22 protein-coding genes and 1 pseudogene are annotated in these 21880 nt (G+C 73.0%); 11 read left to right on the top strand and 12 right to left on the bottom strand.

The genetic code is table 11. The features are described from left to right. Positions 1–4: 4 nt before the first annotated feature. Positions 5–1099 (bottom strand): winged helix DNA-binding domain-containing protein, encoded by a 1095-nt coding sequence (locus ACIBCA_RS09965; RefSeq protein ID WP_396282349.1) that lies wholly within the window; start codon positions 1097–1099, stop codon positions 5–7. 133 nt (positions 1100–1232) lie between these two features. On the opposite strand from ACIBCA_RS09965, the gene ACIBCA_RS09960 reads away from it, so the two are divergent. Then, positions 1233–2450, top strand: a complete 1218-nt coding sequence (locus ACIBCA_RS09960) for a methylaspartate ammonia-lyase (RefSeq protein WP_396282348.1) — start codon at positions 1233–1235, stop codon at positions 2448–2450. Positions 2451–2500: 50 nt separating this feature from the next. Here ACIBCA_RS09960 and ACIBCA_RS09955 read toward each other — a convergent pair whose 3' ends face one another. Next, positions 2501–2824: a 2Fe-2S iron-sulfur cluster-binding protein gene (locus ACIBCA_RS09955; RefSeq protein ID WP_031065801.1), complete on the bottom strand. Its 324-nt coding sequence runs from the start codon at positions 2822–2824 to the stop codon at positions 2501–2503. A gap of 141 nt (positions 2825–2965) precedes the next feature. Here ACIBCA_RS09955 and ACIBCA_RS09950 point away from each other — a divergent pair, with 141 nt between their 5' ends. Next, positions 2966–4411, top strand: coding sequence for an MFS transporter (locus tag ACIBCA_RS09950; RefSeq protein WP_396282347.1), 1446 nt, complete (start codon positions 2966–2968; stop codon positions 4409–4411). Between the two features lie 62 nt (positions 4412–4473). On the opposite strand, the gene ACIBCA_RS09945 is transcribed toward ACIBCA_RS09950, so the two are convergent. Further along, positions 4474–4827 (bottom strand): winged helix-turn-helix transcriptional regulator, encoded by a 354-nt coding sequence (locus tag ACIBCA_RS09945; RefSeq protein ID WP_396282346.1) that lies wholly within the window; start codon positions 4825–4827, stop codon positions 4474–4476. Positions 4828–4931: 104 nt separating this feature from the next. On the opposite strand from ACIBCA_RS09945, the gene ACIBCA_RS09940 reads away from it, so the two are divergent. Together ACIBCA_RS09940 and ACIBCA_RS09935 are read left to right on the top strand one after the other, a co-directional pair. After that, complete coding sequence (locus tag ACIBCA_RS09940; RefSeq protein WP_396282345.1) at positions 4932–5777, top strand: NAD(P)H-binding protein; 846 nt, start codon at positions 4932–4934, stop codon at positions 5775–5777. A 31-nt stretch (positions 5778–5808) separates the two neighbouring features. Next, positions 5809–6051, top strand: a pseudogene (locus tag ACIBCA_RS09935) (twin-arginine translocation signal domain-containing protein); the annotation flags it as partial. Between the two features lie 114 nt (positions 6052–6165). Here ACIBCA_RS09935 and ACIBCA_RS09930 read toward each other — a convergent pair. Beyond that, positions 6166–6831 (bottom strand): hypothetical protein, encoded by a 666-nt coding sequence (locus ACIBCA_RS09930; RefSeq protein ID WP_396282344.1) that lies wholly within the window; start codon positions 6829–6831, stop codon positions 6166–6168. 113 nt (positions 6832–6944) lie between these two features. Here ACIBCA_RS09930 and ACIBCA_RS09925 point away from each other — a divergent pair, with 113 nt between their 5' ends. The 3 genes from ACIBCA_RS09925 (at position 6945) to ACIBCA_RS09915 (ending at position 8660) form a co-directional block, all read left to right on the top strand. Continuing rightward, positions 6945–7574: a TetR/AcrR family transcriptional regulator gene (locus ACIBCA_RS09925; RefSeq protein ID WP_396282343.1), complete on the top strand. Its 630-nt coding sequence runs from the start codon at positions 6945–6947 to the stop codon at positions 7572–7574. 83 nt (positions 7575–7657) lie between these two features. After that, entirely contained in the window at positions 7658–8185 is a 528-nt protein-coding gene (locus tag ACIBCA_RS09920; RefSeq protein ID WP_396282342.1) for a GNAT family N-acetyltransferase, read from the top strand. 127 nt (positions 8186–8312) lie between these two features. After that, a complete protein-coding gene (locus ACIBCA_RS09915; protein WP_396282341.1) occupies positions 8313–8660 on the top strand; it encodes a peptidoglycan-binding protein in 348 nt (115 codons plus the stop codon). Positions 8661–8719: 59 nt separating this feature from the next. Here the strand turns inward: ACIBCA_RS09915 and ACIBCA_RS09910 are convergent, their stop codons facing one another. Next, positions 8720–9535 carry an SDR family NAD(P)-dependent oxidoreductase gene (locus ACIBCA_RS09910; RefSeq protein ID WP_396282340.1) on the bottom strand — a complete coding sequence of 272 codons (816 nt, stop codon included), beginning with the start codon at positions 9533–9535 and terminating at the stop codon, positions 8720–8722. Positions 9536–9561: 26 nt separating this feature from the next. Next, a complete protein-coding gene (locus tag ACIBCA_RS09905) occupies positions 9562–11001 on the bottom strand; it encodes an alpha/beta fold hydrolase (RefSeq protein WP_396282339.1) in 1440 nt (479 codons plus the stop codon). 214 nt (positions 11002–11215) lie between these two features. Here ACIBCA_RS09905 and ACIBCA_RS09900 point away from each other — a divergent pair, with 214 nt between their 5' ends. After that, the gene (locus ACIBCA_RS09900) at positions 11216–12685 is read left to right on the top strand and encodes an MFS transporter (RefSeq protein WP_396282338.1); all 1470 of its coding nucleotides are present in this window, start codon (positions 11216–11218) and stop codon (positions 12683–12685) included. Between the two features lie 112 nt (positions 12686–12797). Here the strand turns inward: ACIBCA_RS09900 and ACIBCA_RS09895 are convergent, their stop codons facing one another. After that, the gene (locus ACIBCA_RS09895) at positions 12798–14327 is read right to left on the bottom strand and encodes an alpha/beta fold hydrolase (protein WP_396282337.1); all 1530 of its coding nucleotides are present in this window, start codon (positions 14325–14327) and stop codon (positions 12798–12800) included. Between the two features lie 233 nt (positions 14328–14560). On the opposite strand from ACIBCA_RS09895, the gene ACIBCA_RS09890 reads away from it, so the two are divergent. Both ACIBCA_RS09890 and ACIBCA_RS09885 read left to right on the top strand, forming a co-directional pair. After that, positions 14561–15427 (top strand): LLM class flavin-dependent oxidoreductase, encoded by an 867-nt coding sequence (locus ACIBCA_RS09890; protein WP_396282336.1) that lies wholly within the window; start codon positions 14561–14563, stop codon positions 15425–15427. A gap of 11 nt (positions 15428–15438) precedes the next feature. Then, positions 15439–16716, top strand: coding sequence for an NAD(P)/FAD-dependent oxidoreductase (locus tag ACIBCA_RS09885; RefSeq protein WP_396282335.1), 1278 nt, complete (start codon positions 15439–15441; stop codon positions 16714–16716). Positions 16717–16779: 63 nt separating this feature from the next. Here the strand turns inward: ACIBCA_RS09885 and ACIBCA_RS09880 are convergent, their stop codons facing one another. Both ACIBCA_RS09880 and ACIBCA_RS09875 read right to left on the bottom strand, forming a co-directional pair. Beyond that, positions 16780–16986, bottom strand: a complete 207-nt coding sequence (locus ACIBCA_RS09880; RefSeq protein WP_396282334.1) for an acyl-CoA carboxylase subunit epsilon — start codon at positions 16984–16986, stop codon at positions 16780–16782. 28 nt (positions 16987–17014) lie between these two features. After that, entirely contained in the window at positions 17015–18580 is a 1566-nt protein-coding gene (locus tag ACIBCA_RS09875) for an acyl-CoA carboxylase subunit beta (RefSeq protein WP_396282333.1), read from the bottom strand. A gap of 240 nt (positions 18581–18820) precedes the next feature. Here ACIBCA_RS09875 and ACIBCA_RS09870 point away from each other — a divergent pair, with 240 nt between their 5' ends. After that, entirely contained in the window at positions 18821–19273 is a 453-nt protein-coding gene (locus tag ACIBCA_RS09870; protein ID WP_396282332.1) for a nuclear transport factor 2 family protein, read from the top strand. A 96-nt stretch (positions 19274–19369) separates the two neighbouring features. Here the strand turns inward: ACIBCA_RS09870 and ACIBCA_RS09865 are convergent, their stop codons facing one another. Genes ACIBCA_RS09865 through ACIBCA_RS09855 form a run of 3 tightly spaced genes read right to left on the bottom strand, consistent with a single transcriptional unit; the run spans position 19370 to position 21662 of the window. After that, complete coding sequence (locus ACIBCA_RS09865; RefSeq protein WP_396282331.1) at positions 19370–20317, bottom strand: MBL fold metallo-hydrolase; 948 nt, start codon at positions 20315–20317, stop codon at positions 19370–19372. Beyond that, positions 20314–20847 (bottom strand): flavin reductase family protein, encoded by a 534-nt coding sequence (locus tag ACIBCA_RS09860; RefSeq protein WP_396282330.1) that lies wholly within the window; start codon positions 20845–20847, stop codon positions 20314–20316. The genes ACIBCA_RS09865 and ACIBCA_RS09860 overlap by 4 nt, the downstream gene beginning before the upstream one ends. 26 nt (positions 20848–20873) lie before the next feature. After that, entirely contained in the window at positions 20874–21662 is a 789-nt protein-coding gene (locus ACIBCA_RS09855) for an SDR family NAD(P)-dependent oxidoreductase (protein WP_396282329.1), read from the bottom strand. Positions 21663–21880 lie beyond the last annotated feature (218 nt).

Genomic DNA, 21880 nt, shown 5'->3' with positions numbered 1-21880 from the left:
CGCCTCAGCCGAACACCACCTTGAGGGTCTGCGACTCCTCGGCAGCGAAGCCGAGCAGTCGCAGACCCTCCGCCTCCACCGCCTCCAGGGCGCCGGCCGTGAGGGTCTCGAAGGGCTCGACGGTCAGCGTGGCCGTGTCCTTCACCCGGTCGATCCGCCACCGGCCGCGCACCGTGCCGTCGACCATGACGGTCGCCGCGACCAGCCCGTTCTTGGTGTGGGTGATCTGCCGGTACTCGTCGCTGATCACCCGGCGGCGGTCGGCGAAGGCGACCATCAGGTTGTCGAACTCGGGCAGGAAGCGCACCGGCGTCTCCGTGCCCGCGTCCGGCAGCGGGCCGTCCGGCACGTCGAACAGCTCCACGCCCTGCTCGTCGGTGAACCGCCGCAGCCGCGGCCGCAGCCGGTCCACCACCTCGGCCAGCCTGGTCAGGCCCGACCACGCCTGGACGTCCTTGACCGAGGCGGGCCCGTACGCGGCCAGGTAGCGCAGGATCATCGGGCCCGGGTCGCTCTCGGTGGCGACGCCGCGGCCCAGCCACGCCTCGTCCGTGGTGCACGGCACCGAGCCGTACGAGCGCCACAGCCCGCCCGGCGGCACCTGCACCAGCGGCAGCAGGTAGTGCACGGTGTACATCAGCGCCGCCGCGTCGGTGTCGGGCCAGCGCTCGTGCAGCGCGGCCTTCAGCTTCTTGTTGTTCATCGGCTGCGCGGCGAGCAGCCTGCGGCCCTCGGCGAGCAGTTCGGCCTGGTCGAGATGGGCCGTCTTCTTGCCGAAGTGGCTGCGCTGGGCGCGCTCGCGCACCGGCTGGAAGAGCGGGCGCAGCGTCAGGAAGTCCTCGGCGGTGACGAGGTGCAGCGTGGCCCGCATCATGCCGGTGCGCACCACCAGCCGGTCCTGGATCAGCTGCGTCAGCTCGTCGTGGGCGAACGCGGCGAGCCGCGTCCACAGCGAGAAGTACGGCGGGTCCGGCACCTGGGACTGCAGCCCGATCAGGTGCCGCAGCGCCTCCAGCGGCGGGCACTTCCACGGCTCCAGCAGCCCCTGCCGGTGGAGGGTGGCGCGGTTGAGTGCGCGCCGGTCGAGCACGGTGGACATCGGGTGGCATCTCCTGGTCGGGCCGATGGCTGGGCGCCCTCCACGCTAGGGCAGGGTGCTCGCGGACGGCTCGAACGGGGGCTTCTAGTGTCAGTCGCTCCGGTTTCGAGCGTTCCGGTGTCCTGTGTGCGCCATGAAGGTCAGTGATGTCGTACTCGTACCCGGACTGGGCGGTTTCTTCCACGACGATCTGGCGGCGATCCGCGGCGGTGCCGTCGCGGACGGCCAGTGGTACCGCGGACGGCCCGTCACCTCCGGATTCAGCTCCGTCCGCACCCCCGCCCGCGCCCTGGGCATCGGCCTGCGCCTGGAGGACGGGCGGATCGCCTGGGGCGACGCCATGGCCGTCCAGTACGCGGGCCTCGACGGGCGCGACCCGCTCGTCGGGCCGGGGGAGGAGGCGCTCGGTGAACTGCGGGGCGTGCTGGTCGGGTTGGAGGCCGACGCCTTCCGTCCGGCGCTCGCCGCCGCACTCGCGGCCCTGCCGGAGGCCGGTGCCTCGCTGCGCTACGGCCTCAGCCAGGCGCTGCTCGACGCCGCCGCGCAGGCCGGCAACCGCACGATGTGCGAGGTGCTGTGCGCCGAGTACGGCCTGCCCGTCGTCGTCGAACCGGTGCCGGTGTACGCGCAGACCGGGGACGAGCGCTACGGCAACGCCGACAAGATGATCATCAAGCGGGTGGACGCCCTGCCGCACGGCCTGATCAACAACCGGGCCAAGTTCGGCGCCGAGGGCGAGAAGCTGCTCGCCTACGTCGGCTGGCTCGCCGAGCGGATCACCCTGCTCGGCGGCCCCGGCTACCGGCCCGTCCTGCACTTCGACTGCTACGGCCAGCCCGGCGCGGCCTTCGACGGGGACCTCCCGCGCGTCGCCGAGTACCTGGAGCGCGTCGAACGGGCCGCGGGCGGGCTGGCCGTCCGGATCGAGGCGCCGATCGACCTCGCCGGCCGGGAGGCCCAGATCGAGGGGATGCGCCGGCTGCGGGAGCTGCTGCGCGAACGCGGCTGCGGCGTACGGATCGTGGCCGACGAGTGGTGCAACACCCTGGAGGACATCGACGCCTTCGTCACCGCCGGGGCCTGCGACCTCCTCCAGGTGAAGATGCCCGACGTCGGCACCGTCGAGGACAGCGTGCTCGCCGTGCTCCGCTGCCGGGAGGGCGGCGTCGGCGCCGTGCTCGGCGGCAGCTGCACCGAGACCGACCGCTCCGCCCGTACGTCCGTCCACGTGGCGCTGGCCAGCCGGCCCGAGGTGCAGCTCGCCAAGCCCGGCATGGGCGTGGACGAGGCGCTGATGATCGTGCGCAACGAGCAGGCGCGGACGCTGGCGGTGCTCGCCGCCCCCCTGTAGACGAGGCGAAGCCCCCGGTGCCGCGGCACCGGGGGCTTCCTCGTGCGGTCTCAGACCTGGCGGTCGGGCAGCTGGACCTCCAGGCCGCACAGGGCGCGGGTGACCTCCAGCTGGCAGCTGAGGCGGCTGTTGTCCCGGCGGGGGACGGCGGTGCAGTCGAGCACCTCGTCCTCCAGCTCGTGGACCGGTGGCAGCTCGATCGAGCCGTCCTCGGGGACGTACACGTGGCAGGTGCCGCACATCCCGGCGCCGCCGCACTCGGCGACGATGCCCTTGATGCCCCGGGAGACGGCCCCTCGCATGACGCTCAGGCCCTCCGGCACATCGACGACCTCGATCCGGCCGTCCGCACTCCGATAGCTGATCTCAGGCATGCCGTCTCCTCGAACGCTTGGTCGTGAGTCGGATGCACTCTGGCAAGCGGGGCTGGAAGGCGGCTGGAGTTGCGGCGGACGTCCGACCCTCCTCGACCGGCCCTTGAGCCGGTGTCCACGCTCGTGCCGGACGGTTCGCGCATGACCACACACACGACCGGCCGCCCGATCGCGCCCCCGCAGGCGATCACGCAGCGGCTGGGGCTGATCCTCTTCGTCTGCTGCGCGGGGCAGTTCCTGGTGGTGCTCGACAGCTCGGTGGTGAACGTCGCGCTGCCGCTCATCGACCACAGCCTCCACCTCGGCGCGGGCAGCCTGCACTGGGTGGTGAACTCCTACACCGTCGTCTTCGCCGGGGCGCTGCTCCTCGGCGGCCGCCTCGCCGACCTGTACGGGCGCCGGCGCCTGCTGCTGCTCGGCATCGGCCTGTTCACGCTGGCCGCCCTGGTCGGGGGCCTGGCGAGCAACCCGGCGATCCTGGTCACGGCCCGCGGCTTCCAGGGCCTCGGCTCCGCCATCATGGCGCCCTCCACGCTGACCGTCATCGGCACCGTCTTCACCGAACCCGGCGCGCGGGCACGGGCGTTCGGCCTCTGGAGCGCCGTCGCCGGGGCCGGCGGGGCGGTCGGCGTGCTGGCGGGCGGCGTCATCGCCGAGTGGTTCTCCTGGCGCTGGACCCTGCTCGCCAACGTCCCCGTCGGGCTCGCCCTGCTCGCCCTCACCGCCGTCGTGGTGCCCGAGGCTTCGCGCTCGCGCAGCGAACTGCGCGGCCGGGTCGACGTGGTGGGCGCGCTGTCGGTCACGCTGGGCCTGATGGTGCTGGTGTACGGCGTCGCCGGGGCCTCGCGGGAGGGCTGGGGCTCGGTGCGCACGCTCGGGCTGGTGGGGTTCGGCGCCGCGCTGCTCGCCTTCTTCGTGCTGGACCAGGCGAAGATCGCCTCGCAGCCGCTGGTGCCGCTGTCGATCTTCCGGGTGCGGCAGGTGACCGCCGCGAACGTCACCGCGCTGGCGTGCAGCGGGGCGCTGTTCAGCTCCTTCTACTTCTTCACGCTGCTGCTGCAACAGGTGCTCGACTACAGCCCGTTGGAGACCGGGCTCGCCTATCTGCCCATGACGGCGGGCCTGTTCGCGGGGGCGCGGGGGATCGCGCCGCTGGTGCAGAGGATCGGGCCGCGACCGGTGCTCATCGCCGGGCACCTGATCTCGGCGAGCGGTCTGCTCTGGCTCTCCACCGCCGGGCCGGACGCGGGCTTCCTCTCCGCGCTGCTCGGGCCCGGGCTGCTGCTCGGCGTCGGACAGGGCATGGTGATGACCGCCCTCACCATCGCCGCCACCGCCGATCTGCCGTACAGCCAGTCGGGGTTGGCCTCCGGGCTCATCAACACCACCCGGCAGCTGGGCGGGGCGATCGGGCTGGCGCTGCTGGTCACCATCTCGGGCAGCCGCATCGCCGACCGTACGGCCGCCGGGCAGCCGGTGCGGGAGGCGCTCGCCTCCGGGTACGGGCTCGCCTTCGCGACGGCGGCCGGGTTCCTGGCGCTGGGGCTCCTCGGGGCCCTCGCCGTTCCGGCCCGCCGGAAGGCCTGAGTCCTTCTCTGCCTGGTGCCCCAACTCGTGGTCTCAGTCCACCAGTTGGGGCCCTTTTTCGCCTACCGGCCGCTGTCGTAGAGCTCGCGGGCCTGCTCGACCTTGTCCAGGTTGTCGGCGGCCCAGCCGGAGAGGTGTGCGAACAGCGGCGCCAGGCTGCGGCCGAGTTCGCTGATCTCGTACTCGACCCGGGGCGGGACCTCCGGGTGGTACGTCCGGACCACCATCCCGTCGCGCTCCAGCTGGCGCAGGCGCTGGGTGAGCACCTTCGGGGTGATCGTGCCGATGAGGCGCTCCAACTCGACGAAGCGCAGGCGGCCGTGGCTGTGGAGGGTCCACAGGATGGGCGTGGTCCACCGGCTGAAGACGATGTCCACGACGGCGGTGGTCGGGCAGGCGAACTCCGGCGTCTCCAACACCCTCTCCTCGGGTAGTCACTTTCCTCTAGGTACCTACTATATCCACGGTGTTAGCGTCCCCGTGTCGCACCAAACAGGCTTCTACGACACGGGAGTTGTCCATGTACGCAGTAACCGGGGCCACCGGCAACGTCGGCCGCTCGCTCGTCCGCGCCCTCGCCGCCGGCGGCGCCGCCGTGACCGCCACCTCGCGCGGGATCACCGCCGCCGACGTACCGGCCGACGTCGCGCACGTCCGGTCCGACCTCCTGGACCCCGAGAGCCTGCGGCCCGTCCTCGAGGGCGCGTCCGCACTCTTCCTCCAGAACGGCGGCCCCAGCGCCCCCCTGCTCGACCCCCACGCCATCCTCTCCGTCGCCAAGGCTTCCGGCGTCGAGCGCGTCGTCCTGCTCTCCACCCAGGGCGTCGGCACCCGGCCCGACTCGCCCTTCTACGGAGTCGTGGCGGGCGCCATCGAGGAAGCCGTCCGCACCTCCGGCCTCTCCTGGGCGATCCTGCGCCCCGGCGGCTTCCACTCCAACACCTACGCCTGGGCCGAATCCGTCCGCACCCACCGCACCGTCACCGCCCCCTTCGCCGACACGAGCCTGCCCACCATCGACCCCGACGACATCGCCGAAGTCGCCGCCCTCACCCTGCTCGACGACGCCCACACCGGCCGGACCTACGAGCTGACCGGCCCCGCCCTCATCACCCCGCGCGAGCAGGCCGCCACCCTGGCCACCGCACTGGGCGAGCCCGTCGAGTTCGTCGAACAGACCCACGCCGAAGCCCGCACCCAGATGCTCCACGTCATGCCCGAGTCCGTCGTCGACACCACCCTCGCCATCCTCGGCGCCCCCACCCCGGCCGAACAGCGCGTCAGCCCCGACATCGAGCACCTCCTCGGCCGGGCGCCGCGCACCTTCGGCGACTGGGCGCAGCGGTACGTCGGCGCCTTCCGCTGATCCGCGCGGGCGGGGGTTGGATCGCCCCGTTATGGGAGCATTCAGCAGCAGGGTCAGCCGCCGTCAGGTCCTGAAGGCGGCCGCCGGGCTCGCGGTCCTGCCAGGTGCGGGGCTCGGGCCGGGGCCGAGGATCGTCGAGCAGACGCTCGACGTCCGCTACACGGAGGTCTCCGTCCCGGGCTACGGGCGGGTCACCAGCCGCACGTACAACGGGACGATCCCCGGACCGACCCTGCGCGTGCGCGCCGGGGACGTCCTTCGGCTGACCAGTGTCAACGGCCTGCCGCCCAACCCGCCCCACGGCGGAGAGCCCCGAGTGGCCGGTCGCCCGTCAGCCCCGGTCGAGGCGGAGCGCCGCGAGCCGGGGCGGCCGCCGTGGCGGCGCGGGTCAGGCCGACTGCGTGGCCGCTCCGCGGCGCGGGCGGCGGGCCAGCCAGGCTGCGGCGCCGAGGGCGAACCCGTACACCGAGACCAGGCCGTGGCCGTTCTCCTGGGCGAGCCACATGGCCAGGCCGAGGACCGGGACGCCGGCCGCCAGGGCGATCTCCTTGGGCAGGCGGGTGCGGGTGAGGAAGGCGAGGGCGAGGGTGGCGCCGAGGAAGTAGGTGGCGCCGGAGCTGCCGGCGAAGTTGCGGGGGTCGGTGCTGGGGCCGTCGCCGAGGCCGAGCAGGTCGTCGATCCGGCCGGGCAGCACGATGCCGGCCAGGAAGAGGCCGAGGGTCAGCGGGCTGCCCCAGTACCAGGTGGCGAGCGCGGCGACGGCGGCGAGGGAGGCGAGGTTCCACAGGCCGCCGAAGAGGCCGCCGTTCTGCATGAACACCGAGGTGAACTCGCGCCACCAGCCGGACTTCGACGGGTCTCCGTCGAGCGCGTCCATCGCGCCGGACCAGACCAGCTGGAGCAGGACGCCGCCGACGGCGAGCGCGGTCAGGGCGATCGCCGCCCAGGGGAGGGGCCGCCCGCGCAGGGTGTCGCGACCGACCACGCTCAGCCCGCAGTTGACCATCATGACCATCAGCGCGGCCGTGGTCACGTTGAAGACGATCGCCTCCATGACTGCTTCTCCCCCTGGTGCGCGGTGCGGTTTCCAACACCGTTCGAAATCTGATGACGCCAAGCTAGCACAGTTTTCGAACGGTGTTGGAAAACGGGGGTACGGTGGAGGGCATGAAGCTCACCAAGGACCGCATCGTCGACGCGGGCATGGCCGTCTTCGCCGAGGTCGGCTACCAGAACCTGTCCATGCGCCAGGTCGCCGAACGGCTGGACGCCCACGCGGGCAGCCTCTACTACCACGTGCGCGGCGGCAAGGACGAGCTGCTCGCCCTGATGGCCGACCGGGTCTGCCACCGGGCCCACGACCTCGGCACCGAAGCCCTGGCCGCGCTCCCGGCCACCGCCACCTGGCAGGACCGCCTCACGGCCCAGGCCACCGCCCTTCGCCTGAGCATCAAGCAGCACCCCGGCGGCGCCCAACTCCTCGCCGAGAGCCCCGGGACGCTCAGCACCGGCGCCCTCTCCCTGATGGAACGCCTGCTGCGCACCCTCCTCGACGCCGGCCTGCCCGCCGAGCACTGCGGCATCGCCGCCGACACCCTGCTCAGCCACGTCACCGGCTTCGTCCTCCAGGAGCAGAACCGGCCCGCCGCCCCGCCGGCCGTCACCGCCGAGCTCTATGCCGACCTGTGCGAGCGGTTCCCCCTGGTCATGGGCGACCTGATCCCGCGCATCGGCCAGGACGAGAAGTTCGCACGCAGCCTCCGCCTGCTCTGCACCGGCTTCGCGGCGCTCTCGTAGGCCCGCCCTCCCCTCCCGGGGCGGCGCCCACGGTGCCGATCTGTTAGATGGCCTTGAACTGTGAGAGACGAAAGGGCTGTCGCGTGAGCGTGGAGATTCGGTACTACGGCGAGGTGGCGGGGCGGGTGCGGGACGACCTGCTGGAGGTGTACGCGGATGTCCGGGCGCCGCTGTCGCATCTGGCGAACTACAGCGTGGAGGCGTTCGCGGAGCGGCTCGACCGGTCGGCGGGGGAGGCCGGGTTCGGGTTGGTGCTGGGGTACGAGGACGGGGTGGTGGTGGGGTACGCGTGCGGGAACCGGGTGGGGGCCGGGGACCGGTACTGGGGGCGGATGGCGGAGCCGTTGCCCGAGGGGTTCGCGGATGAGCCGGTGTTGGCGCTGCGGGAGATCGGGGTCCGGGCCGGCTGGCGGGGGACGGGGGTGGCGCGGCGGATTCACGACGGGTTGCTGGCCGGGAGGGGGGAGAGCCGGGTGACGCTGATGGTGAATCCGCTGGCCGGAGGCGGCAAGGTGCTGGCCGTGTACGAAGGTTGGGGGTATCGGGCGTTCAACAGTCAGGCGGCCACGGCGGACTCGCCCCGGCTGGTGGTGATGGTGCGGGAGCGCTGAGCGGGGTGGATATGATCACCGCTCTCTGACTGCACGATCATGTGATGAGGTTTCCATGCGGAATGCCCGCATTCTTCGGCGGGGCGCAACGGCCCTCGCCGGGGCTGCCGTTCTTCTGGGGCTCGGGGTGCCGAGCGCGCAGGCCGATCCGGGTAATCCCACCGTGGGTTACGGCTACCCGAACCCCGGTCTGCAGGTTCAGTGCGTCCAGTACTTCGTGAACCAGCTGACGGGCCTGCACATCCTGGAGGACGGTCGCTTCGGCCCCCAGACCGAGTACGGGGTCAAGCGGATCCAGCAGCTGGCGAGCACCAGTTGGGCCGCTGCCCCGCTCAAGGCTGACGGGTACTTCGGGCCGGCGACGGGGCAGGTCGTGATCGAGCGGGTCAAGAAGTACCCGTGGCTGGTGGACAACTTCCAGAAGGCCACGACCTGCGCGCACTTCGTACCCTCGTACACGATCGTCCTGAACTGAACGCCGACGGCCGCCCGCCTCCCACACAGCGGGCGGCCGTCGTGTCGATGCGCCGGGCGTCAGTTGGACCAGGCGGCGCCGTCGCTGTCGCCCTGGTAGGGGGACCAGGGGCTGTCGGCGGCGGAGGTGAGGTCGGCGCCGCCGTCGATGACGATGATCTGGCCGGTGACCCAGGAGGCGTTGGGGGCCGCCAGGTGGGTGATCCAGGGGGCGACGTCCTCCACGGTGCCGGTGCGGCCCAGGGGGTTGGCCTTGGCGAAGCCCTGGAAGAGGCCGTCGATGATCTCGCCGGAGAGGCCGTTGGCCTCGTAGACCTCGGTGCGCACGGCCGAGGGGGCGACGGCGTTGACGCGGATGCCGTCGGAGGCGAGCTCCTTGGCCCAGGTGAGGGTCAGGCTGTGGGCGCCCGCCTTGGAGACGGCGTACATGGAGGCGTAGGGCTCGGGCTTGTGGCCCGCCACGCTGGAGACGAAGACGATGTTGCCGCGGGCGTTCTTCAGGAGCGGGAGCAGCTTGGCGGTGAGCCGGACCGGGCCGAGGACGTTGGTCTCGAGCATCTCGCGGGCGTAGGCGAGGTTCGGGTCCCAGGCGGGGGTCTGGCGGTAGATGCCGGCGTTGTGGACGAGCACGTCGAGCTTGTCGCCGTACGGCTCGAGGGCGGAAGCGACGGCCTCGGTGCCCTCGTCGGTGGTCACGTCGGCGACGACGGGGACGATCGCCGGGTGTTCGGCGGCGGTCTCGGCGAGGCGGTCCTTGCGGCGGCCGGTGGCGATGACGGCCTTGGCGCCGAGCTTGGCGAACTCCAGGGCGGCGGCGCGGCCGATGCCGGTGCCGGCGCCGGTGACGACGACGATGCGGCCTTCGAAAACGGACATGTGAGTGACCTTTCTGATCAGGAGGTTCAGTCGGCCTGGACGTCGGGGCGCGGTGCGCCGGCGCAGGTGGTGCGGGTGGCGTGGGGCAGGTCGCCGGTGAGCAGGTAGCGGTTCACCTGGTCGTCGACGCAGCGGTAGCCGCGCTTGGCGTAGATGGCGTTGCTGCCGTCGTCGGGGATGGTGATCACGCGGTCGCCCAGGCGGCGGGCCATCGCGAGGCCGCCCGCGAGGGGGGTCTGCGGGTCGTTCTCGGCCTGGACGATGAGGCCGGGGCGGTGGCCGCCGGAGCGGATCTGCGGCGGGGCCTCGGGCGGGTCGGAGCGGAAGGCGCAGGCCCAGGGCTGGGCGCGGGTGACGCCGAGGCCGTACGGGAAGTCGGCTTCGTAGCGGGCCATGTCCCGGCGGTAGACCTCGGGGTCGGTGGGCCAGGGGGTCTCGCAGGTGGTGGCCTCGAGGATGCCGGAGCGGAGAACGGGGGAGGCGGTCGGGGCGAGGGAGGGGGAGGCGGGGGAGGCGGGGGTCAACGAGCGGATGTAGTGGGCGAGATCGGCCCACTTGGTGCGGTCGTCGGCCATCGCCCCGACCGTCGCGTCGAAGGCGGTCCGTGTCGTTCCGTGCACCGGCGCGGTGGCCAGGGCCGTAGCCGTGTCCTCGACGGTGGAGAGCACCTCGTCCTGCGAACTGCCCAGCCCCAGAGCCCCGTTGCGGTCTCCGGCCCAGTCGGCCCAGGCGTCGACGTTCTCGCGGATCGCGACCGCCTGGGACATGAACTGCTGCCGCCACGTCCAGTCCGGGTGGCGCACCGAGTCGAGCACCATGCGGTCGAGGCGCTGCGGGTACAGCGTCTGGTAGACCGCGCCGAGGTAACTCCCGTACGCGTAGCCGATGTAGTTGAGCTTCCGCTCGCCGAGGGCGGCCCGGACCTGGTCGAGGTCGTGGGCGGCGGCGACGGTGCCGATGTAGCGGCGCTGGTCGCCGCCCGCGCGTTCGCAGGCCAGCTCGCTCGCCTTGGCGTCGGCGAGGATGGCGGGGAAGGCGGAGTCGGCGGGGCGGGAGTCGAACGCGGCGGTGGGGGTGGTGCGTTCGCACTGGACGGGGGCGGAGGCGCCGTTGCCGCGCAGGTCCACGCCGATCAGGTCGTAGCTGCCGTGCAGCGGGGTGTCGGCGTAGTGCAGCGGCGCGGTGCGGCCCATGCCCTGGTTGCCGCCGGGGCCGCCGTCGACGGCGAGGAGGATGCCCCGGGAGTGGCCGGCGGCCTTGAGGCGGCTGAGCGCGAGGTCGATCCGCTTGCCGCGGGGGTCGTTGTGGTCGAGCGGCACCGGGAGGGTCGCGCACTCCAGGCGGGCGTCGAAGTCGCAGGCGCTCCAGCGCGGTCCGCGGGAGTCCGAGGCGACCGCCGGGGCCTGGGCGAAGCCGGTGGCGAGGAGTCCGAGGGCGGCGGAGGCCGCGAGCAGCCGGAGCTTCATGAGGTGGATCTCGGGGTGGGCATGGCACTCCTGTTCGGGGTCCGGATGTGGTTCGGACGGTCCTCCGGCCCGGTCGCATACCACTGGAGGGCCCCTGGTCCGGACCGCGCTCCACCGGTGCGCTAGCGGTATTCCGGCGTCCAGCCGGAGCGTCCCGCCGCAACGGAGGCACGACCAGATTGCGTGCCGGAGCCACGGATGAGGGTGGTTGACGATGAGTGTGCCCAACAGACGAGCTGTGCACCCCGGGGTGATCCTGGCAGTGTGCTGCCTCGGACAGTTCGTGTTCGTGCTGGACGTCGCCTCGGTGAACATCGCGGTACCGCAGATCGCCGAGGGCCTGCGCTTCGACCCCACCGGTCTGCACTGGCTGTTCAACGCCTACGCCATCGCGCTGTGCGGCCTGCTGCTGCTCGGCGGCCGGCTCGCCGACCTGTACGGGCAGCGGCGGGTGTTCCTCTCCGGCGCGGCCCTGATCACCGCGGCCGGCCTGGCGGGCGGCTTCGCCCAGTCGGCGAACGCGATGGTCGCGGCGCGCGGGCTCCAGGGGGTCGGCGCGGCGATCCTGGTGCCGGTGACGCTGACGGTGCTCGGCACCACGTTCACGGACGGGCTGGCGCGGGCGAAGGCGTACGGCCTGTGGAGCGCGGTGGCCGGCGGCGGCGCGGCGACCGGTGTGCTGCTCGGCGGCATGATCACGCAGTGGATCTCCTGGCGCGGCACCCTGTTCGCGAGCGCGGTGCTCGGCCCGCTGCTGCTGGTTCTGGCGTACCGGTACGTGCCGGAGCAGCGCAAGGAGGGCGCGGGCCGGCTGGACCTGCTCGGCGCGGCGACGCTGACGGTCGGTACGGCGGCGCTGGTGTACGGCATCAACGAGAGCGAGGCGTACGGCTGGGCGGGCACCCGGGTGGTCGTGGCGCTGGGCGCCGCGGTGCTGCTGCTGGCGCTGTTCCTGCTGGACCAGGCGAAGCTGGCGAGCCGCCCGCTGGTGCCGCTGGCCGTGTTCCGCAACCGGTCCGTCTCGGCGGCCAACCTGGTGGCGGTGCTCGCCTGGGGCGCGCTGGGCACGATGTTCTTCTTCATCTCGATGCTGTTCCAGGTGGTGCTGCAGTACACCCCGCTGCAGACCGGCGCGGCCTACCTGCCGTTGGCGCTGGGCATCTTCGGCGCCGCCCGGGGCATCGCCGGACCGGTCACCCGGCTGGGCGCCCGCCCGGTGCTGGTGGCGGGGCTGGTGTCCGGGGCGACCGGGATGCTCTGGCTGGCCCAGGCGGGCACCCACACCGGGTACTTCGCGGGGCTGTTCGGCCCGCTGCTGCTGATCGGCATCGGCGAGGGCCTGGTGCTGACGGCCTCGACGGGCGCGGCCACCGCCGGTCTGCCCGCCGAGCACGCCGGTCTGGGCTCCGGACTCCTCAACACCACGCGGCAGTTGGGCGGCGCGCTGGGCCTGGTGGTGTTGGTCGCCATCGCCACGGCGCGGACCAAGGCCCAGGCGATGCAGGGTGTGCAGTTCCCGGACGCGATGGTGGCGGGCTACAGCCTGGCCTTCCACGTCTGCGCCGGGTTCCTGCTGACGGCCGTCCTGGTCGCCTTCGCCGTCCCGGGCGTGCGCCGGGCCCCGCGGGTGGTGTCGGAGGAGGCCGCGGTCGAGGAGGCCGTCGCCGCCTCGCAGCTGGTCTGATCCGACGGCTGAACCTGACACCCGAACCTGACACCCGAACCTGACACCCGAACCTCACGACTGAAGGGCCCGCCACCGAACTCCGGTGGCGGGCCCTTCGGTTGTGCGGGGGCTACGACTCGTCGTCGGCCGGGATCGCCGGGCGGGGGGCGCCCGCGCAGGTGGAGTCGGAGGCGGCGGGCAGGGCGCCGGTGAGGAGGTAGCGGGTGACCTTCTGGTCGACGCAGGTGTTGCCGCGCACCAGGTAGACGTCGCTGCCGCCGTCGTCGGCGACGGTGAGCAGCCGGTCTCCGAGGCGGCGGGCCATGGCCTGGCCGCCCGCGTACTGCAGCACCGGGTTGCCCTCGGCGTGGACGACCAGGCCCTTCGGGTAGCCGGCGTTGCGGATGTACGGGGGCCGCTCGGAGGGGGTGAAGCTGCGGAAGGCGCAGACCCAGGGCTGGGCGCGCAGGGCGCCGAGGCCGTACGGGTACTTCACCCGGAACTCGCGGACGTCGGCGGCGTAGGAGGCCAGATCGGTGGGCCAGTCGTTCTCGCAGGTGGTGGCCTCCACGGTGCCGGGGCGGGTGTCGCCCTGCGGGGAGGACCAGGGGGAGAGGACGGCGTTGGCCAGCCGGACGGTCTCCGGGGCCTGCGGGCGGTCGCGCAACGCGCCGACGAGGTCGCCGAGTTGGGCCCACTTGGTGCGGTCGGTGGCCAGCCGGCCGACGGCGTCGTCGAAGGCGGTGCGGTTGAGGTAGCCGACGGGCGCCGTGTTCAGGGCGGTCACCACCTGCTCGACGGAGGCGAGCACGCCCTCGGAGGAGTCACCGAGGGAGAAGTGCCCGTCGCGGTCGGCCGTCCAGGCCGCCCACTGGTCGACGTTGGCGCGCAGCGCGTACGCCTGGCTCTTGTACTGGCCGTGCCAGTCCACGTCGGGGTTGCGGGAGGAGTCCAGGACGCTGCGGTCGAGGCGGTGGGGGAAGAGGGTGCCGTAGACGGCGGTGGTGTAGGTGGAGTCGCCGTACGCGAGCACGTTGAGCTTGCGCTCGCCGAGGGCTGCGCGGATCGCGTCCATGTCGCGGGCGACGGTGGCCGAGTTGACGGTGCGGCGCAGCTCGCCGCCGGCCTGGGCGCACGCCTGGTCGGTGGCGCGGGCGTCGGCGTACAGGCCGGGCAGGGAGGCGTCGGTGGGGCGGGAGTCGAAGGCGACGGTCGGCTGGGTCACCTTGCACAGCAGCGGGGAGGAGGCCCCGGTGCCGCGGGGGTCGAAGCCGACGAGGTCGTACGCGCCGTGCAGCGGGCCGGCTGCCAGGCGCTGCGGAGTGCGTCGGCCGAGACCGCCGTCGCCGCCGGGGCCGCCGTTGAAGGAGAGCAGCACGCCGCGCCGGTGCCCGCCGGCGGACTTGAGGCGGCTGACGGCGATGCCGAGATGGGGGCCGCGCGGGTGCGCGTAGTCCAACGGCACCTGGACGGTGGTGCATTCGAGGGTGGGGTCGAAGTCGCAGGCCGACCAGCTGAGCCTCTGACGGGCCGTCAGATCCTCGCCGTCGGCCGCGGCGGCCAGGGGCGCGGGGGCCAGCGCGGCGGCGAGCACCCCGAGCACGCTCGCGCCGACCAGCAGGGCCTTCCGGGAACCGCGGGGGTGTCGCTTCACTGCCATCCGCCGTCTCCTGTCGATGAGTTGCTTGTGGTGGGGGGAGGGACCACGGGTGCGGGTCCCGGGCCCGCAGCTTGAGGCCGTGAGCTGAAGGGGCGGTCGAGGTCCGGTACAGCGCGCGACGCCTCCAGCGCCGCCCGACCCGCCCTCGGTCGGGCGTTCGCACACTGGGCCGGACGAGTACTGCCCACGCCAGGCCCACGCCGGGCCCGCACACCCACCAGGGGAGAGAAGCGATGAGAACTGGGATCAGCCTGCCGATCGCCGCACCCGAGGCCGCGCTGGAGTGGGCGCGCCGGATCGAGGCGGGGCCCTTCGACGCCGTCGCCGTCTTCGACCGGCTGGTGTACCCCTGCCCCGACCCGCTGATCACGCTCGCCGCCGTCGCGGGCGTCACCTCCCGGGTGACGCTGCGCAGCCAGGTGCTGCTGGCCGCCCTGCGCGACCCGGTGGTGCTGGCCAAGCAGGCCGCGACCCTGGACCTGCTCTCCGGCGGCCGCTTCGAGCTCGGCCTCGGCCTCGGCGACCGCGAGGACGACTACGCCGCCGTCGGCCTGAAGAAGACCCAGCGCGGCCGCCTGCTGGACGCCAACGTGGAGCGCCTGCTCCAGGTCTGGCCGGGCTCCGAGCAGGAGGGCGCCCTCGGCCCGGTCGCCCCGCCGACCGCCTCCGCCGGCGGCCCGAAGCTGCTGTTCGGCGGCTACAGCGACGCCGCCCTGCGCCGCGTCGCCCGCTGGGGCGGCGGCTACATCAGCAACATGGTGCCCGACGCCGAGGGCAGCATCTTCCGCAAGGTCGAGGCGGAGTGGGCGGCCGCCGGGCGCGAGGGCAGGCCGCAGCTGCTCGCCCAGGTCAACGTGGCGATCGGCTCGCCCGAGGTGGTCGAGGAGGCCCGCCGCCGCCTCACCGCCTACTACGCGTTCCTGGACTACCCGGGCTCGTACATCACCAGCCAGAAGATCAGCGAGTGGATGGTCACCTCCGAGCAGCAGCTGCAGTACGTCCTGCACATGTGCCGCCAGAGCGGCGCGGACGAGCTGGTGTTCATGTGCTGGTCCCAGGACCTCGGCCAGGTCGACCGCATCGCGTCCCTCCTCGGCTGACGGGAGCCACCATGAGCAGCAAGGACGTGACCACCACGAGCGCGAAGGACGGCCCCTCCGTCGTCGTCATCGGCGCCGGGCAGGCCGGATCGGACACCGTCGCGGCGCTGCGCGAGAACGGGTTCGCCGGCCCCGTCACCCTGGTCGGCGAGGAGGACGCACTGCCGTACCAGCGGCCTCCGCTGTCCAAGGGCTACCTGCTGGACGCCGGGGTGCGCGCCGACCTGACCCTGCGCTCCCGGGCCTACTACCGGGACCACGCCGTCGACCTGGTGCTCGGTGACCGGGCCGTCGAACTCGACCGCGAACTGCAGGAGGTGGTGCTGGCGAGCGGCACCCGCCTGCCGTACACCCACCTCGTGCTCGCCACCGGCGCCCGCCCGCGCCACCTGCCGATCCCGGGCGCCGAGCTGGCCGGGGTGCACACCCTGCGCCGCCTCGCGGACGCCGAGGCGGTGCTCGCCCGGCTGTCCGGCGTACGGCACGTCACGCTGATCGGCGGCGGCTTCATCGGCCTCGAACTCGCCTCCACCGCAAGGGCCCTGGGCCTGGGCGCGACCGTCATCGAGGCGGGCCCGCGGCTGATGGCCGGGGCGGTCAGTCACGTGATGAGCGACTACCTGGAGGAGGAGCACCGCTACCGGGGCGTGGACGTGCGCTGCGGGCGCTCCGTGAAGGCCCTCCACGGGGACGGCCGGGGGAACGTCGCCACCGTCGAGACCCAGAGCGGCGAACTGGCCCTCGCCGAACTGGTCGTCGTCGGCGTCGGCGTGCTGCCCAACACCGCACTGGCGGCCGACGCGGGCCTCGCCGTCGGTGACGGCGTCCTCGTCGACGAGCACCTGCGCACCAGCGACCCGGCCGTCTACGCCGTCGGCGACTGCGCCCGCTTCCCGAGCCCGCACGCGGGCCGGCCGCTGCGCCTGGTCTCCGTCCAGAACGCCACCGACCAGGCCCGCTGCGCCGCCGCGGCGATCTGCGGTGACGCCGAGCCGTACACGGCGCTGCCCTGGTTCTGGTCGGAGCAGTACGCGCTGCGGCTGCAGATCGCCGGGGTGACGGACGGGCACGACCAGGCCGTGGTGGCCGGCGACCCGTCGACGAGCCGGTTCTCGGTGTACTGCTTCCGGGCCGGCCGCCTGGCGGGCGTGGAGTCGGTCAACCGGCCCGCCGAGCACCTGCTCAGCCGCCGCCTCCTGAGCGGCGGGGCGCAGGGCCCGACCCCGCGGGAGGTGGCGGAGCCCGGCTTCGAGCTCAAGACTTTCCTGCGGGCGCGCCAGAACGTCTGAGACACGGAGAAGAGGGCCGGCTCCCCGCGTGGGCGAGCCGGCCCTCTCTCGTGCGGAGCGGGCTCAGACGGCGGTCTGCCAGGCCGCCGCGGGCCCGACGGACCAGGCGCCCGCCGGGCCGAGCCGGGTGACCGTCCAGGCGGCCCGCCCGGCTTCCACGGTGGGGGCTTCGGCCCGCATCCGGGCGGTCAACACGGCGGTCACGACGGCGAGTTCCTCCGGTGAGGGGCTGCCGCTCTCGACGCGGAACAGGGGCTGGTCGACGTTCATCCGAGGGTCCTCTCGCTGGAACGGAGACTCACTGGGGCTGGTTGCCGTGCTTGCGCCCGGGCAGGGAGGTGACCTTGCCGCGGAGCATGGCGAGGGCGTCGATCAGCCGGGCGCGGGTTTCGGCCGGGTCGATGACGTCGTCCACGAGGCCGCGTTCGGCGGCGTAGTAGGGGTGCATCAGCTGGTCCTTGTACTGCTTCACGAGCTGCTCGCGGGTGCCCTCCGGGTCGTCGGAGGCGGCGATCTCACGGCGGAAGACGACGTTGGCGGCGCCCTCGGCGCCCATCACGGCGATCTCGTTGGTCGGCCAGGCGTACGCCAGGTCGGTGCCGATGGAGCGCGAGTCCATGACGATGTAGGCGCCGCCGTACGCCTTGCGCAGGATCAGCGAGATGCGGGGCACGGTGGCGTTGCAGTAGGCGTACAGCAGCTTGGCGCCGTGGCGGATGACCCCGCCGTGCTCCTGGTCGACGCCCGGGAGGAAGCCGGGGACGTCGATCAGGCTGACCAGCGGGATGTTGAAGGCGTCGCAGAACTGGACGAAGCGCGCGGCCTTCTCGGAGGCGTTGATGTCCAGCACGCCGGCCAGGACGGAGGGCTGGTTGGCGACGATGCCGACGACCTGGCCGCCGAGCCGGGCCAGCGCGCACAGCACGTTGCCCGCCCACTGCTCGTGCACCTCGAAGAAGTCCCCGTGGTCGGTGATCTCGCGCAGCACGGCCCGCATGTCGTAGGCGCGGGACGGGTCGGCGGGGACGAGCCTGAGCAGCGCCTCGCAGCGCCGGTCCACCGGGTCGCCGACGGGCTCGGCGGGCGGCAGTTCGCGGTTGTTGGCGGGCAGCAGGGAGAGCAGGAAGCGGACGTCGAGCAGGCAGCTCTCCTCGTCGTCGTACGCCGCGTGGGCGACGCCGGAGCGTTCGGCGTGGACGTCGGCGCCGCCGAGGCCGTTCTGGGTGATGGCCTCGCCGGTGACGGCCTGGACGACGTCGGGGCCGGTGATGAACATCTGGGAGATGTCGCGGACCATGAACACGAAGTCCGTCAGCGCGGGGGAGTAGGCGGCGCCGCCCGCGCAGGGGCCGAGCATCACCGAGATCTGCGGGATCACCCCGGAGTTGCGCACGTTGCGCTGGAAGATGCCGCCGTAGCCGGCGAGCGCGGTGACGCCCTCCTGGATGCGGGCGCCTGCGCCGTCGCACAGGCCCACCAGCGGGGCGCCGGCGGAGGCGGCCAGGTCCATGATCTTCTGGATCTTCTGGGCGTGGGCCTCGCCCAGCGCGCCGCCGAAGATGCGGAAGTCGTGGGCGTAGACGAAGACCTGGCGTCCGTCGACCAGGCCCCAGCCGATGACCACGCCGTCGGTGTGCGGCTTCCTGGCCTCCAGGCCGAAGCCGGTGGCCCGGTGGCGGCGCAGGCCCTCGATCTCGGTGAACGTGCCCGGGTCGAAGAGCAGGTCGATGCGCTCGCGGGCGGTCAGCTTGCCCTTGGCGTGCTGCGCGGCGGTGGCCTGCTCGCTCGGGCCGGCCAGCACCCGGGCCTTCAGCTCGGCCAGCTCGGCGGCGCGGTGTGCGGTGGTGGTCTCGTCCGTGGTCATCCGCGTCCTCCCGGGGCGGTTCGTGGTGCGGTTGGCGGGGCGTCGGGCCGTTCGTGGTGCGGGTTCGTGTGGTGCGGGTTCGTGGTGCGGTGCGCTCGGAGGTGGCGAGGATGCGAGCGGCCGCTAGAGCGGGGCTCGATCCCGTGGCCCGACCCGTGCTCCAGCCGCCCTTCAGGGCCTCCCGGCAGGGTGGGGCGCAACCGCCCCGACCAGGGGCATCGCGACGCGAGGAGAGGCACTGTGTCTCAGCCGGTTCGGACGGCCCCGGTCCAGGTCAGCGGGGATCTCTACGCGGAGGTGCGGACCTTCTACGCCTGGCAGATGCGCCGGGTCGACAGCCTCGACATCGACGGCTTCGCGGCCACCTTCACCGAGGACGGCGTCGTGGTGCACTCCAACGGCGCCAAGGCCGAGGGCCGGGAGCAGATGATCGAGGGCATGCGGCGCAGCCTGCCGCGCTACCGCGACATCGCCCCCCGGCACTGGTTCGAGCACCTGCTCATCGAGCCGGTGGAGGGCGGCGAGGAGGGCGAACTCAAGGTCTCCTACTACACGTTGGTCGCCCTGACGGACCGCGCCGGCGGCATCACCTTCGAGCCGACCTTCACCGTGGAGGACGTGCTGGTGCGCCGGGACGGCCGGCTGCTCACCAAGTACCGGGAGATCCACCGCGACGCCCCGGCCGAGCAGTGAACCGACAGGCCCCGTAGAACCACAGAGGCGCCAACGCGACGGTGCGGCAGGGGAGTTCGGATCTCCCCGGCCGCACCGTCGCGTTGGCGCGCATGGTCACGCGTGGCAGGCCGGCAGCCCGCCGTGGAAGCGGACCATCTCGCCGAAGGCCGCCGCCACGTCGATCCGCGCGCCCGGCGCCAGCCCCCGCAGCTCGCCGTACGCGCGGTGCAGGTTGGCCACCAGCCGTTCGCCGTCCAGGAGTTCGCCGAACTCGCCGAGGTCGGCCGCCTCCGCCGCCTGGAGCGGGGTGAGGCCGTCGCGCAGGCCGTCCTGGGCGAGGGCGCCCAGCCACCGCAGGTACGCCTCCGTGGCGTCGATCGACTCCGGTCCGCCGACCGGGCCGTGGCCGGGCACCACGACCTGCGGGCCGAGCGCCCGCAGCCGGGCCAGGGCCCGCAGGGAGCCCTGGAGGGAGCCCATCAGCACGAACGGCGTCACGCCGGACCAGACCACGTCGCCGGTGAACAGCACCCGCCGCTGCGGCACCCAGGCGACCACGTCGTCGGCGGTGTGCGCGGGTCCGACCTGGAGCAGCTCCACCGTGAGGTCCCCGGCGCGCAGGGTGAGGGTGTCGCGGAACGTCAGGTCGGGCAGGGCGAGTTCGATGCGGCCCCACTCGACCTGCGGCCACAGGTGGCACAGGCCCAGGCCCGACTCGGCCATGTCGGAGCGGGTCTGCTCCCCGGCGACGACGGTGGCGCTTGGGGCGAAGTGGGAGTTGCCGAAGACGTGGTCGCCGTGGAAGTGGGTGTTGACCACGAAGTCCGGCCCGTCCGGGGCGATCCGCAGCACCTCCTCCCGCAGCCGCAGGGCGCGGGACTCGGTGGCGACGGTGTCGACCAGGACGGCCCGGCCTCCGGCGGTGATCAGCCCGGCGTTGTTCAGGCACCACCCGCCGGGCGGCTGCTCGAAGGCGTACACGCCCTCGGCGACGGCCCGTAGCGAGGTCTCCTGGACAGCAGGGGCAGGGGCAGGGGCAGGGGCAGGGGCAGGGGCGGTCATGCGGCCTCCCGGGCCTGGGGCAGCCGGGCGAAGCGGCCGCCGTGGAAGAGGAGCGGGCGGGCCTCCGACGGGCCCTGGTGGACGGCGGCGACCCGGCCGATCAGCAGAGCGTGGTCGCCCGCCTCGACGACGTTCTCCAGCCGGCAGGCGAAGGAGGCGGCCGCGCCCGGCAGCAGGGCGTCACCGGTGACGCCCTCGACGGCGCCCAGGCGCCGCACCGCGGCCTGGCCCACCGGCCGGTCGGGCCGGGCGAACTCGGAGGCCAGGTCCTGCTGCTCCTCGGTGAGGATGTTCACCGCGAAGCTGCCGGCCCGCTCGATCCAGGGCCGCATCCGCCCGTCGGCCTTGACGGAGACGAGCAGCAGCAGGGGCTCCAGCGAGACGGAGGTCAGGCTGTTGAGGGTCATCACGATGGTGTCCGACCCGAAGCCCTGGGTCAGCAGGGTGACTCCGGTGGGGAAGGTGCCCATCGCCGTGCGGAAGGCGGTCGCGTCGGGTGCGGTCAGGAGGGCGTTGCCCGTGGGTGCCATGGTGACGGCTCCTTCTTGGTGGGGGGTTAGTAGTTGCCCAGCCCGCCGCAGACGTTGAGCGCCTGGGCGGTGATCGAGGCGGCGGTGTCCGTCACCAGGTAGCCGACGAGGCCGGCGACCTCCTCGGGGGTGGAGTAGCGGCCGAGCGGGATCTTGGCGTTGAACTTCTCCTGGATCTCCTGCTCGGTGACGCCGTAGTGCCCGGCGTAGCCCTGGCGGACCTTGACGGCCATCGGCGTCTCCACGTAGCCGGGGCAGACGGCGTTGACGGTGACCCCGGTCTTGGCGAGCTCGATGCCCACGGCCTTGGTGAAGCCGACCACGCCGTGCTTGGAGGCCGAGTACGGGGCGGCCAGCGCCACGCCCTGCTTGCCGCCGGTGGAGGCGATGCTGATGACCCGGCCCCAGCCGCGCTCGACCATGCCGCCGGTGGCCAGCACCTCCTTGGTGACGCGGAAGACGCTGTTGAGGTTGGTGTCGATGACGTCCAGCCAGAGGGACTCCTCCAGCGTGGCCGTCTCCCCGCCGCCGCCCCGGCCGGCGTTGTTGACCAGGACGTCGATGCGGCCGTACTCGGCCACGGCCGCGGCGACGGCCGCCTTGACCTCCTCGGTGGAGGAGACGTCGGCGGCGGCGCCGCTCACCTCCAGGCCCTCCTCCTCGCGCAGCCGCTTCACCAGGGCGGCGACGTTCTCGGCGCTGCGCGCCACCCCGAAGACCGCGACGCCCTGGCGGGCGAGCAGTTCCGTCACGGCGAGGCCGATCCCGCTGGTCGCCCCGGTGACGAAGGCGACCTTCCGTCCGGTGTCCGTCATCTCCGCACTCCCTTTCTCGATTTTCTCTGGCCTTCTCGACTTCTCTGGCCTTCTCGATCTTTCTCGGGCCTTCTCCGTGGAATCCACGGCGACGGTGGCCGCGCCGCCTTGCGCGGGCCTCGAATCCCGCTGGACAACGGGGAGTTGAGGCGCACCCCAGCCCTGGTCGAGAGGCGCGCGCGAGGGTGGCGCCGTCCAGAGACCGCAGGCAGGAGAGA

The organism is Kitasatospora sp. NPDC051170 (assembly GCF_044455705.1).
GTDB lineage: Bacteria > Actinomycetota > Actinomycetes > Streptomycetales > Streptomycetaceae > Kitasatospora.
The sequence above is the reverse complement of the archived record's forward strand: the minus strand, read 5'-3'. Positions and strand labels throughout refer to the sequence as shown.

Excerpts from the sequence above, each read along its gene's own strand:
- ACIBCA_RS09965 (WP_396282349.1), bottom strand. The coding sequence starts at position 1,099 with ATGTCCACCGTGCTCGACCGGCGCGCACTCAACCGCGCCACCCTCCAC.
- ACIBCA_RS09960 (WP_396282348.1), top strand. The coding sequence starts at position 1,233 with ATGAAGGTCAGTGATGTCGTACTCGTACCCGGACTGGGCGGTTTCTTC.
- ACIBCA_RS09955 (WP_031065801.1), bottom strand. The coding sequence starts at position 2,824 with ATGCCTGAGATCAGCTATCGGAGTGCGGACGGCCGGATCGAGGTCGTC.
- ACIBCA_RS09950 (WP_396282347.1), top strand. The coding sequence starts at position 2,966 with ATGACCACACACACGACCGGCCGCCCGATCGCGCCCCCGCAGGCGATC.
- ACIBCA_RS09940 (WP_396282345.1), top strand. The coding sequence starts at position 4,932 with ATGTACGCAGTAACCGGGGCCACCGGCAACGTCGGCCGCTCGCTCGTC.
- ACIBCA_RS09930 (WP_396282344.1), bottom strand. The coding sequence starts at position 6,831 with ATGGAGGCGATCGTCTTCAACGTGACCACGGCCGCGCTGATGGTCATG.
- ACIBCA_RS09925 (WP_396282343.1), top strand. The coding sequence starts at position 6,945 with ATGAAGCTCACCAAGGACCGCATCGTCGACGCGGGCATGGCCGTCTTC.
- ACIBCA_RS09910 (WP_396282340.1), bottom strand. The coding sequence starts at position 9,535 with ATGTCCGTTTTCGAAGGCCGCATCGTCGTCGTCACCGGCGCCGGCACC.
- ACIBCA_RS09905 (WP_396282339.1), bottom strand. The coding sequence starts at position 11,001 with ATGAAGCTCCGGCTGCTCGCGGCCTCCGCCGCCCTCGGACTCCTCGCC.
- ACIBCA_RS09900 (WP_396282338.1), top strand. The coding sequence starts at position 11,216 with ATGAGTGTGCCCAACAGACGAGCTGTGCACCCCGGGGTGATCCTGGCA.
- ACIBCA_RS09895 (WP_396282337.1), bottom strand. The coding sequence starts at position 14,327 with ATGGCAGTGAAGCGACACCCCCGCGGTTCCCGGAAGGCCCTGCTGGTC.
- ACIBCA_RS09890 (WP_396282336.1), top strand. The coding sequence starts at position 14,561 with ATGAGAACTGGGATCAGCCTGCCGATCGCCGCACCCGAGGCCGCGCTG.
- ACIBCA_RS09885 (WP_396282335.1), top strand. The coding sequence starts at position 15,439 with ATGAGCAGCAAGGACGTGACCACCACGAGCGCGAAGGACGGCCCCTCC.
- ACIBCA_RS09880 (WP_396282334.1), bottom strand. The coding sequence starts at position 16,986 with ATGAACGTCGACCAGCCCCTGTTCCGCGTCGAGAGCGGCAGCCCCTCA.
- ACIBCA_RS09875 (WP_396282333.1), bottom strand. The coding sequence starts at position 18,580 with ATGACCACGGACGAGACCACCACCGCACACCGCGCCGCCGAGCTGGCC.
- ACIBCA_RS09865 (WP_396282331.1), bottom strand. The coding sequence starts at position 20,317 with ATGACCGCCCCTGCCCCTGCCCCTGCCCCTGCCCCTGCCCCTGCTGTC.
- ACIBCA_RS09860 (WP_396282330.1), bottom strand. The coding sequence starts at position 20,847 with ATGGCACCCACGGGCAACGCCCTCCTGACCGCACCCGACGCGACCGCC.
- ACIBCA_RS09855 (WP_396282329.1), bottom strand. The coding sequence starts at position 21,662 with ATGACGGACACCGGACGGAAGGTCGCCTTCGTCACCGGGGCGACCAGC.